The 12,030-nt window shown below is 46.6% G+C and carries 6 protein-coding genes and 3 pseudogenes; 5 read left to right on the top strand and 4 right to left on the bottom strand.

Annotated elements, in window-relative coordinates:
- Positions 1 to 42 precede the first annotated feature (42 nt).
- From B853_RS18125 to B853_RS18115, 3 genes are all read right to left on the bottom strand, one after another.
- Positions 43 to 966, bottom strand: coding sequence for a Fe(3+) dicitrate ABC transporter substrate-binding protein (locus B853_RS18125; RefSeq protein ID WP_128826964.1), 924 nt, complete (start codon positions 964 to 966; stop codon positions 43 to 45).
- Positions 967 to 1,066: 100 nt separating this feature from the next.
- Positions 1,067 to 3,184 carry a TonB-dependent receptor family protein gene (locus B853_RS18120; RefSeq protein WP_038887493.1) on the bottom strand — a complete coding sequence of 706 codons (2,118 nt, stop codon included), beginning with the start codon at positions 3,182 to 3,184 and terminating at the stop codon, positions 1,067 to 1,069.
- A 121-nt stretch (positions 3,185 to 3,305) separates the two neighbouring features.
- On the bottom strand, positions 3,306 to 5,342 hold the full coding sequence (locus B853_RS18115) for a TonB-dependent receptor (RefSeq protein WP_038887494.1): 2,037 nt from the start codon (positions 5,340 to 5,342) through the stop codon (positions 3,306 to 3,308).
- A 241-nt stretch (positions 5,343 to 5,583) separates the two neighbouring features.
- Between B853_RS18115 and B853_RS18110 the strand changes: the two are divergent.
- The 5 genes and pseudogenes from B853_RS18110 to B853_RS18090 form a co-directional block, all read left to right on the top strand.
- A pseudogene (locus B853_RS18110) lies at positions 5,584 to 6,791 on the top strand (ATP-grasp domain-containing protein).
- Positions 6,788 to 8,599, top strand: coding sequence for an IucA/IucC family protein (locus tag B853_RS18105; RefSeq protein WP_038887496.1), 1,812 nt, complete (start codon positions 6,788 to 6,790; stop codon positions 8,597 to 8,599). Before B853_RS18110 ends, B853_RS18105 begins: the two are co-directional and overlap by 4 nt.
- A 6-nt stretch (positions 8,600 to 8,605) precedes the next feature.
- A complete protein-coding gene (locus B853_RS18100) occupies positions 8,606 to 9,805 on the top strand; it encodes an MFS transporter (protein WP_038887498.1) in 1,200 nt (399 codons plus the stop codon).
- Positions 9,777 to 11,609 carry an IucA/IucC family protein gene (locus B853_RS18095; RefSeq protein ID WP_038887500.1) on the top strand — a complete coding sequence of 611 codons (1,833 nt, stop codon included), beginning with the start codon at positions 9,777 to 9,779 and terminating at the stop codon, positions 11,607 to 11,609. The genes B853_RS18100 and B853_RS18095 overlap by 29 nt, the downstream gene beginning before the upstream one ends.
- Positions 11,602 to 11,787: pseudogene (locus tag B853_RS18090) on the top strand (siderophore biosynthesis PLP-dependent protein); the annotation flags it as partial. The gene B853_RS18095 and the pseudogene B853_RS18090, both read left to right, overlap by 8 nt.
- A gap of 23 nt (positions 11,788 to 11,810) precedes the next feature.
- Here the strand turns inward: B853_RS18090 and B853_RS18085 are convergent.
- Positions 11,811 to 12,030 (bottom strand): annotated as a pseudogene (locus B853_RS18085) (IS4 family transposase); the annotation flags it as partial.

Here is a 12,030-nt window from a genome sequence, read left to right as displayed (position 1 = left end):
ACACAGATAGACGAGAGCGGCCGCTAGGCATCGTTATATCACTCATGGCGCGTCCACAATCCGTTCTAGATTTGTCGCCATCTGCTCCGCAGCGAGCATGCCTCGATTGAGTGACCACAACTCAGGGGACACCTCTATAATAAGTTGCTTTTTCGCTGACGTGAGTAGCTTGAATAACGGGTTACTCTGCCAATCATCCACCACGTTGGGGTGCGAATACGCTCCAATAAGCAACCAATCAGGATTGGTTTTAAGCAGTAATTCAAAACTGGTCGGAAGATAGGCTTGCTCACTTGGTTGAGTGATTGGACTGGCTATACCTAATGCCGTTAGCACCCCTCCGGCATAAGATACAGGGCTGTGCAGCCACATACCTTTGTCCGAGACCACTGCAAATTGGATGGTTTGTTTCAGAGAGAGCTGCTGCTTATACGCAGCCATACTTTGACGATGCAATTGCAGGCGAAGCTCCATCTCTGCTTGTTTATTAAGAGCGACGCCCACCTTACGAGCGGATTCCAAATTCTCGTGATACGTCTCACCTCGGCTTTTAAGCAATAATGTTGGTGCAATTTGCTGCAAATCTTGATAGATGGTGCGATGCCGCTCGGCATCTGCAATAATCAAATCCGGCTTGAGTATAGCAATCGCTTCTAAGCTTGGCTGCGAGCGCATTCCGACCGATTGCCATGGTTCAACTAAATCGCGTACTGCGGGGATCACGCGAGAAGCGTCGTTATCATCTGCCACCCCAATAGGTGAAACACCCACAGCTGCGAGCGCATCCACAAAAGAAAACTCCAAAACTACCACTCGTTGCGGCGTAGTAGCTATCTCAAACTGCCCCTGCTCATCCTCTACGACTCGTGTCATTGCTGTACTTGAGAAAGAGAACAAGTTCAGTAGCAACAAAGCAAAGGCCATTGCCCACCGTAGTGCAGACGGGAGTCGAGTTACATTTATCATATTTATTTTCTCCAACGCCAAGATCGTCAAAGTCGCCAACGTCAATTGGCGACTTTTATGCCCAAAGATTTAAGGCAATTAATCTTCAAAGTTCGATGTCTTAAAACTGGTAATTTAGGTCCAATGTGTAAGAACGTCCCGGCGCTGGATAACGGCCAACTGGGCTGGTATCAATACCACGGAAGTAATAATCCTCATCAAACAGGTTATTCACCGCAACATTCATACGCAATTTGCCTTTGTCATCCTTGTACAAATCGGTACCAAGATTGAAGTTCCAAACCATATAAGCGGGCACTTTGCCCTTAGCACCCGTTACATCTTCATCACTGGTGTTCGCATTGTCTGCGTATGCATCGCTGAAGTAGTAGCCTGACAAGGTTGTATCAATGCCAGCAAAGGTGTAGGTCGCATCCCAGCTAAGCTGATGCTTAGAGGTGTAAGCCAGCTGGTTACCCTTGTTTGGACCGTTTTCTTCTAGGGTTGCATCCAAGTAGTTGTAACTCGCACCTAAGCTCAAAGCTTGTAGCGTTTTCGGAACATAACGGCCAGAAAGTTCGATACCTTGGTGAAGGGTTTTACCGATATTGTCGAAGGTTTGAGTTGCACTTTGCCATTGCAGTTGGTCTTTAAAATCAATGCGGTAAAGTGCGGCATTAAAGCTAGTAGTCTCTTGATTGTAGCGCGCTCCCAACTCATAGTTCCATGCAAGTTCACTGCCTTCTTCACCAAGACCACGAATGTAAGCAATTTGCGGAGCACGCAGTGATTTCTGAGCATTGGCATACCCTACCCACTGCTCCGTCAAGTGGTAAGCCACCGTCAAGCCAGGAAGCCATTCCGTTACCTTGTTGTCTGCGCTCTGAGATTTGCCTAAATCATCAAACGTCATGTCGACAGATTCATAACGAACACCTGGCGTAACTTTTAATGCATCATTAAACAGACCTATTTCATTGCTGATGTAGCCCGCAAATGCATCCGTCTCCAAATGCCAATCGCGCGGTACTTGGGTTTCTCCGCCTTCAATTGGAGTTTGAGTCAGCTTGTAGTCGATGTCTTCATTGACGTAACGAGCACCCACAATCCAGTTTTGCGTAACAGATTTTCCTTCGAAATACATCGCCAACTTTGGCTCAACCCCATAAACTCGGAACTCACGCGGAGAGGTACGAATATCGGTTGATGGCAGAGCTGGGTCGGCCCAATGCCCACCGGCACTGTTAAAGCCCCATTGGAAGAAACGCTCAGAATTATGTCCAAATGTCAGTACCTCTAGCTCTGCACTATCAGCAATATTTAGATCGTGCAGATACTTCACGCTCCAACGCGTTGATTTTCCTTGATACTCATCGTACGGACGTTTCGATTGAGTGCGGTCTTTCTTATAGTCTTCCGGAGACAGTGCGCCCGGCATTTGCGTATCCGCATCGTAGCGTTGAATGAAGGCTTGCAGCTCTTGCGTATCGCTTAGTAGCCATTGCGCCTTGGCTTGGAAGTTCTTTACGTCAGTATCAGAATGCTCTCGGAAGCTCTCGCCTTTTAAAAAGTTACCTTCGAGTTGAATAGCGAAAGTGTCCGTCAGCCAACCTCCAGTTCGTAGATAGAAATCGTTGAGCGGAGTGTCACCTGCTTCAAACACTGTCAGGCGGTTACTGATTTCAGTTTGCCAAGTGTTTGGAATCGGTTTGGTAACCAAGTTAATTACACCACCTACGTTGTTCGGACCATATTGCACTGCGGCACCACCGCGAACAATATCGATTCGATCCAACATAGATAACGTTGCAGGGAAGATAGATTGCCCAGTGTGACCATAGGGAGCAAGAGTCAATGGCACGCCATCCATCAAGAATTGAGCATGGCCACTACGGCTCGCTTTTAAGCCACGAACAGAGATATTTGGCAGTACACCCGTACCAGTTTCATCTTGTACTTTGATCCCAGGCACGCTCTGCAGTGCGGCATCAATAGAATGCGCAGCCGTCTTTTCGATTTGTTTGCTGGTCAGAACAGTGCGGGCACCTGGGTATTCTTTCACATCTTCCAACTCTGAATTACCAATAACACTCCCTGTTACAACAACGGTTTCCATGATTTTTGTTTGAGGCTCTGAAGCGGCAAATGCACTCATGGATGTGATAGATGCAATGGCCGTTGCAAGGATGCTAAGGCGCAACTGCGCTTGAGGTTTACCATCCAAATTCTGGTAAAGCATGGGAATCTCCTTTGAGATAGGTGCGGGTCAAAGTAATAATCTTGTTTTGACCCAATGGGCTAAATAACCTCGAAATGAGGCGAAACATCGACGATTGAGTCGTCAAAAAACCAATGAGGCCTTAGAACTGGTATCCATAAGTGAGCATAAATTCTGCAGGAGCACCGTAACCAATCTGATTTAAGCCAGATTTACCATTGGTCGCACCAAGGATGTATTTCTCGTCAAAAATGTTGTAAGCGTTGGCTTGAATTTTATGACGACCAGTTGTGTACGCAGCCATCAAATCAACCGTGGTGTAATCACCCAAAGCGACAGCTTCGTCATTGCCCGCATAACGGTCCCCAACGTATTTCACACCACCACCCAAACGCCAGTTATCGTCGAGCTGATAAGTACTCCAAAGTGAGAACAAGTGGTCAGATACATCATTTGGTTTTTTACCCGTATCTTTATCTTCAGCATCAAGGTAGCTATACCCTACCGAGATATCCCATTGCTCATTGATCTGACCGCGAGCTTCCAACTCAATACCTTGGTGACGAGCTTCAATCTTATCGATCACATCACCATCAACGTTGGTTTGTGGTTGCTCTTGGTCAATTTGGAAGATCGCCGCATTTAGCATTAAAGCGTTGTCCAACAAGTAAGCTTTTGCGCCGACTTCTTTCAGATCAGTATGGAAAAATTCCGCCAGTTTGGGATTGATGTAAATGCCTGAGTAAGGCAATTGCCATGAGCGAGCTAAGCTTGCATATACCGACATATCGTAGTTAATACGGTAGACCAGACCCGCACGGTAGCTAACCTTGTTGTCATCCAAATCTTCTTTTGTAGCGCCCGCTTTTTGCTGCTCAAGATCCATCGAGTCGTAACGTACATTACCGATCACTGACAAGTCACCAAAGGTGTATACATCCTGAATGTAAATGCCTGTCGTGGTTGTTGTGTTGTCTCGGAAAGGCTTAAAACCTGGATCTGGCGTTGGCCCTACGATAGGGTCATAGATATTTTTGGGTGGTAATGTTTTGTTGCTCGCCAAAGTGAGATCGATATTGATCTGGTTAAAGTCGGCACCGATCATCAATTGGTTTGATTCTGTCTCCCAAACCAATTCTGACTGTAGCGTTGTCGTGGTGCGAGGGTCATAACCAAAGTTATTCACAGTTTGAGAAACTTCGTTATCAGTTACGGTTCCCTGTCGCGTACCCTTTTGCTTAAGTTCAATATGGTTGTATGACGCACGGTTAGTCCATGCCCATTCATCATTCAAACGCCATTCATAATTAACCGCAATACGAAGGCTGTCAGACTCTTGGTAGTCATTGGTACCACCAAAGAAGGTGCTCTCGGAAACATCTACTGGCTTACCATTTTTCGATGGCACCCCACGGTAAGGGACAAGCTCTTGGTGTGCGTACTCGACATCAAAATCAACCGTATGCCCCTGCGCAGGTAAAACTCGGATAGTCGGAGCGATGAAGAAATCATTCGAATCAACATGGTCAACGTAAGAATCCGCTTGTCGATATTCTAAGTTGATTCGTGCATTGACCTTGTCACTAAAGGCCATTGAGCTATCGATCTGCCCAACAAATTGGCTATTACTGCCAACACTACCGTTAACACTAGTAAACTTGTCACCATTTGCTCGTTTTGTCACCAAGTTGATGACACCACCAGCCGATCCTCGACCATACAACGCGCCAGCTGGGCCTTTCACCACTTCGACACGTTCGATATTTGCTAGGCTACGATATGATTGCAGTGTGCCATCATCACGCATGCCATCACGGTACATATCATTAAGCGCATCAAATCCGCGGATAACAAACTGGTCTCGGCTACCTTCGCCTAACGTGTTGTTCACACCAGCAACACCATCCAAAGCATCCACCAAACGAACTGCACCGCGATCTTGCATTTCCGTCTTAGTTACCACTGAAACGGCTTGCGGCACATCTAACCACTCCACGTCAGTTTTAGTGCCCGATTGCGGCATGTGTTCTGCGTAGCCTTCGTATTGATGACCGATCACTTGTTGTGTTTCATCTGCCACAACACCTTCTTCCGCCTGCACATTCGAAGCCACTGCTGCTGCAGTCAATGCTCCTCCAACCGCTAATGCGAGAGGGGGCAAGGTCAATCTCATATTCATTTTCTAATTCCGTTTTTGTTTATAAAACTGCCAACGGTTGCGAATGAAAACAAATATCATTTCGCTTTGCAATATAAATTTTATGATCTATATTTGTTTGCCCTATGTGATCAGGGTAATAAAAAATAATTAATACAAACAAAATTATAACTAGTGCTTCTGTCCCAAAATCTCAAAAGAGACTGATTGGAAGCCGGCTGTGAGCAGACAGCAAACAACGTTAGAAAATTAGGAAAGCCCCATGAAATCTACGATGATCATCGTGAGTCATGTCGTCAATGATGCAGTTACTAACGGCTTCGTACCTGCAGCAAAAGCGATGGGTCTCCACGTCGTATTGATCACTGACCATAAGCTCAACCACCTAAAACTGGCCAGTGACGATGACCTTTTCAATCCGGACAGCATTCTGGAATGTGATGTATTCAACCCTCTTGAGCTTATCGAGACCATAACGGAGCAAGGTCTTAAACCCAATGCTGTTTTCAGCAACAGTGATCACCTACAAACCTGGCAATCTGTGCTCAGTTTTTTGGTGTTGCGGCAAAAGACTGGACAGTCACGCTTAAAGCCAAAAACAAACATTTAACCCGTCAGATGCTCAACGAAAAATCGTTACCCAACATTCAAAATGTGTTGCTTCATCGCGACATGGTTTCCGAGTTTGATTTTACCTTTCCTGTGGTGGCAAAACCCAAAGAAGGAGTGGCAAGTTTGGATGTACAGCGCTGCGATTCACAAGCGGAGCTAGATAGTTATTGCGATACATTTTGGCAAAAACACCCAGCGGCCCCTATTTTGGTGGAAGCGTTTTTACAAGGCCCACTCATCACAGTTGAAACCCTTGGTGACGGTGAAAAACTGATTCCAGTTGGTGGGTTCGATGTTGAACTTTCTCCTCCTCCGTACTTTATTGAAACTGCGGCCAGTTGGAATGGTGCAAACAGCCTCCATTACCGCGACGAGTGTTTACGCCAGCTGAAAGCGTTCGGTGTGGGTTTTGGTGTTTGTCACAGTGAATTTATCGTGACGGAATCTGGTCCGGTATTAGTCGAAATCAACTACCGAAGCATTGGTGACGGACGAGAGTTCTTACTCGACAACCTTAGCCGAGGCAGCTGGTTCACCACCATCCTGAATCTTCATCTTGATAGCAAACTCGACCGTAATTTTCGCATCGATGGCAGTGCTCAGGTACGTTACTTAGTCGCCCCACACAGTGGCAATATTGAAGGCACATCTACGTCGTTCATCCATCAAGACGGTGATATCGTCACTCAACAGCAGGTGCTTAAAAAAACAGGCGAATACTTCCAAAAGAGTTTTTCCAACAAAGATTACTTGGCAAGAATTTCGATTGCGTCACCTTCCGGTCAACCACTAGAAGCAACACTGCAGCGCGCCCTATCTCGCTTTAATCTCACACCTGTCAACGAGGTGACCGCATGAACGAAAACGCTTTGTATCTGACTCAACGTCTGATCGATACCTGCTTACGCGAAGACCTATTTGGCTTACTATCTCGAGGCAGATTCATCACTAAACTCCCAAACAATCTGGGGGTCACTTCTTATCCACGTGAACAAATCTGGCTGACATTTGTAGATGCAGATTTCACTCTCTACCTACCGGTTAAACCGAGCTATTACATGCAACGCTGGATATACGGAAAGCAAGATGAATCAACATGCGATGGCTGGATAATTGAAAGAAATGACCTTGTAGAACGACAGCAGCACTACCAAAATTGGATTGAATTTCTCAAGGCAAGCGCTCATGAAAGCTCACATTCCCTATTGGATGGCTACTTACAGGAGCTAGAATGCGCAGAGAAGCACAAAGGCTTGTGTGATAACGCATTCGAACAACATTCTGACTCACTGATGCAGCCTATTTCTCAGCTCGACAGTTGGGAGAAAAAACTGTTGCGCGCCGATCAGATCGCCTCTTACCTCGATCACCCATACTACCCAACCGCTCGCGCCAAATTTGGCTTGAGTGATAAAGACCTCACTCAATACGCTCCTGAGTTTGCGCAAAGCTTTACCTTACGTTGGCTAGCTATTGAGAAATCACTGGTAACCCTAACCAGCTCACAACCCAAATGCTGGCCAACGATGGAGCAAGTCGGGTTACCGGCAGACTTCGCGCAAAGCCATGTGTTATTCCCTGCTCACCCTTTAACACTGCAAAGTTTGGCATCCTTACCCGAAGGCGTGCTGGAAGCACCCACTGCCTACTTAGATGTCTCACCAACCTTATCTGTACGTACGGTGGTCGTAAACCAAGCGCCGCATATTCACATTAAAGTTCCATTAATCATGCGCTCATTAGGCACTAAGAATATCCGCTTAATCAAACCTTCCACTCTTTATGACGGCCACTGGTTTGAGCGCCTGCTTACTCATTTAGAGCAAACCGATCAAACATTAAACGGCACGCTTTTCCACTGTAATGAAAAGCACGGCGGTCATGTTGGTGAAGACAAAACCTTCGCTTACATCGTACGTGAGTATCCAATCACCCATAGCCAAGATAAAGCGCTGGTTCCTGTTGCAGCACTGGCGAGTCCTATGCCAGATGGCCGATTGTTCCTAGAGCACCTTGCTGAGCAGTACTACCAGCAAGACACTCTGGCTTGGTTTAAAGACTACGTTGATCTGTTGTGCAAAGTGCACCTCACCTTATGGCTTCGCTACGGAATCGCGTTGGAATCTAATCAGCAAAACGCCATCATCGCGTTTAATGAACAGGGAAAAATGATGTTGGCGATGAAGGACAACGATGCCGCACGAATTTGGCCTGAGCGCTTTAACACCTTTGAGCAGCACTCTCCGGTTAAATGTGATCAATTACTGGACCAACGCATTAAAGTAGATGACGAACTGGCGCTTGGGCAGATGTTTACCACCATCACTTTACAATTGGATATTGCGGCAATAGTGGAAGCAATGGCCACAAATGGGATCACCTCTTCAGCTTCTCTGTATGCCATTGTCGCACACAGCCTGTCTCAGCAGCTTTGCTCTCTGCGTAAATCAGGCCACGATACCAAACTGGCACACGAACTGCTGTTCGATTCGCCAGATTTGTATGCCAAATATTTATTGAGTTCAGGCAGTCTGCTATCAAAAGAGGCGTCTGGCGCAAGCGATATTAATAAGTTCTATGGCTTGTCCGCACCCAACTTCTTGCTGCTTACCAGCGAGGAAGCACAAAAGGCTTATCTTGCTGCTATCAAACAGAGCGCGAGCTAACTCATTATGACCAAACTCATCTACAGCGTCTTGCTTTGCCATTTCATCGCCGCGTTTGCTGCTCTCGGTATGCCTTTGTTCTTACCTGTAGTTTTACCAACACTCGGCACGCAGATTGATACCGATTGGGCTGGGGTATTGTTTATTTTACCCACCTTTTGTACTGCGGTGGCAGCAAGGTTTTGGGGACAGTTTGCAGATAAATATGGCCGACGCCGTTCACTGCTGCGTGCTCAACTTGGTCTTGCAGCAGGCTTCGCTATATGTGGTCTGGCGAACAACCTAACAATGTTTGTGTTTGGTCTTATCGTTCAAGGAACCTTTGGCGGCACGATGGCCGCCTCTAATAGCTATTTATCTAGCCAGATTGAAGATGCTAAAACACTTGGCAAGTCGCTTAATAAAACTCAACTATCGGCTCGCTTAGCCCTGATCATCGCCCCAATTGGCTTGGGCTGGGGTCTATCGGAAACCAATCCGCTCAATGCTTATCTCTGGTTGTCCATTATGCCCTTGCTAGCGCTAGCCATCACGCTAACACTGCCTGCTGATCAAACGATAAAACCATCGGCTGTTCGTAACCAAGCTTTTGAAGAAACTCAGCGCAATGAAAACCAATCGCTGCGTACTCTGTATTGGGTGTTCGGCGCTCAGTTCAGCTTCGCTTTTTCCATGGTTGTGACCTTCCCGTATTTCTCGCCATATGTGCAGCAATACAGCACCACAAACCAAGCATGGATTGGATTTTTGTACGCGCTGCCACACGGCGTTTATCTCTTGTTGGCTGGGAAAGCTCATCTTTGGTCGGAGTGCATCAATGGCCACCAGCCGCAGCGTACCTTGTGGTTGGGCTTTGGCTTGCTTTCACTCAGCACCGCCATGCACTTGGTTCACTATGAAGCTGTACTGATCAGCGCTCGCCTCACCTTTGGCCTTGGCATGGTTTGCTGCTATCAAGGTTTACACCAAGCATTGGCCAAACGGCTCGACCGGCAACAGTGCGGCAAAGTGTTTTCACGCTTTGATGCGATGTCGAAATGGGGTGGCGTCGCCGCAGGGTTATGTGCATCTTTCATCTCTAGCTTCGGTTGGCTTGAGGTTCCTTTCCTACTTTCTGCGTTAGTCAGCATCGCAACACTCATTGCGCTGATTATCCACTCAAAATTTGGACATCAACATGTTACACACTCCATCCTCTCCGACTGACCACTTGGCTGAAAACCGAGTCAAGTTCAACCATGAGAAAGCCCAACTCAACACCGTTATGGGCATTTTAAACTGTTACTTGCGTGAATACGCGATACCAAATCAACAAGTTGAATGGCAATGTCACTCGACCACACTGCCGCAAACACTTAAAAGAAACTATACCTCGCAACAACTTGTGACCATTCACCTCTCCGAGCAAGACAGTTTGCTTGTCCTGCCCGTTGAGTACGCAAGCAGGTTGGGTAAAGTGAAGCTTGCCGATATGCCTTGGGCGAAAATGCCCGGCGCAAGTTGGTGCAAACTCAATACCAGTCAACAAACACTAACGCTGCTGCTCAATTACCTTAAACAAGTGCTGGCGATCCCTTTCAACCATGAGTTAGTTGAACAGATGGAAAACAGCTTATTGATTATTGAGCAGTTTCTAAATTCGAACAACCAACCTCAGCAACACAATGCCTTTATCGCATCTGAGCAGTCTTTAATTTGGGGACACACTTTCCACCCCACCCCAAAAAGCCGTTCAGGTGTGAGCATGGATGATTTGCTCGCATGTTCACCTGAAGTGGGAGCAAGAGTACCTTTGTATTGGTTTGAAGTAGACAGCGATTTACTGGATGTTTTGAGTTCAGATAACCGCGCAGCGCCACAAGCAATGCTGGAACAGTTAGCTCCAGAAAAACTGAGTATAAAAGCCACCATGCTTTACCCTTGTCACCCTTGGGAAAGCTACACCATCTTGCAAAACCCATTGGTCAAGCTGGCGATTGAACAAGGCAAAATTACCCCTCTTGGTTTAGGCGGCGAACATATGTTGCCAACATCCTCAGTGCGCACGCTTTACCATCCGGATATGGATTGGTTTGCGAAGTTCTCCATCAACGTTCGTTTAACCAACTGTGTTCGTAAGAATGCTTGGTATGAACTGGATAGCGCGGTACAACTAACCTCGATTCTGCACCCAATCAAAGAAAGCGAACAATTGCATAATCCCGTATTCAAGGTAATGACCGAACCTTATGCAACCACGCTCAATCTAGCGAGTCTCGCAAAACAACAAGAACAAGAGGTGACAAAAGCTCGCGAATCGTTTGGCATTTTATATCGAGAAAACTTCACTCTGAGTGAAACTGATATCTTGCAACCAACCTTAGCTGGAGCGCTGTTTGCCTACGATAAAAACGGCAATAGCTGTATTGCCAAGCAATTAAAAAGCAAAGCAAAAGTAACTCGAAGCCAATACACCGACATCGCTATCTTATGGTTCGAACGCTACCTTCATTGCCTCATCCCTGGCGTATTTAACTATTACTTCAAACATGGTGTGGCATTTGAACCCCACTTGCAAAACACCCTGATTGGCTTTGAAAAGGATATGCCGTGCTGTGTCTGGATTCGAGACTTAGAGGGCACTAAATTACTGCCAGAGTTTTGGCCACAAGAAACATTGAGCCAACTATCCGAACGAGCGAGCCAATCGGTTTACTACAGCCGAGAGCAAGGTTGGAACCGCATCGGATACTGCACCTTTATCAACAACATCAGTGAAGCCATTTTCTTCATTGCAGAGGGGAACCAAGGACTGGAACAAACGCTGTGGAACGCGGTCGCTAATGCCATAACACGTTGGCAATCGGTCAATGGTAAACAACCAGAACTCAACTCTCTGCTCGATGGCGGACACTTCCCAAGTAAGAACAACTTCACCACGCGCTTAATGCAAAAAGCAGACAAAGAATCCAGCTACACACGAGTGAAAGCACCATGGATAACTCAACGTCAAGGAGCAGATCATGCTTAACTCTACTGCGCTTCCTGAACAGATTCAGTCCGAAGTCCTACTCTTAGCGACACAGCAAACCGAACCCTTGTGCGCATACCTTTATGACCTCAATGCGCTAGAGCAGCACATCAAACAAATGCGTCATGTGCTACCACAAAACGTTGAGCTGTTTTATGCCGCAAAAGCCAACCCCTCAGCTTAATGCCGTTCGGATAAGCATTAATGCTTATATCTAAATGGATATTTTGTAGGGACAAAAAGGACTGAACGTGGATACGTTCGGTCCTTTCTTTTATCCGGTAAAATGAAGTGACTTATGCTCTCCCTCATTTGCTTGAGTTTGCTCGGTAGAGTTCCATCAGGACTCAGTGCCAACCAACGTAACTGGGTATCTATTAAGTTTATTGCCGCTGTAAAGCTAACTCTAGTTGGGCTTACA

Origin of the sequence: Vibrio rotiferianus CAIM 577 = LMG 21460 (genome assembly GCF_002741985.1) — a bacterium.
Classification (GTDB): Bacteria; Pseudomonadota; Gammaproteobacteria; order Enterobacterales; family Vibrionaceae; genus Vibrio; species Vibrio rotiferianus.
The sequence above is the reverse complement of the archived record's forward strand: the minus strand, read 5'-3'. Positions and strand labels throughout refer to the sequence as shown.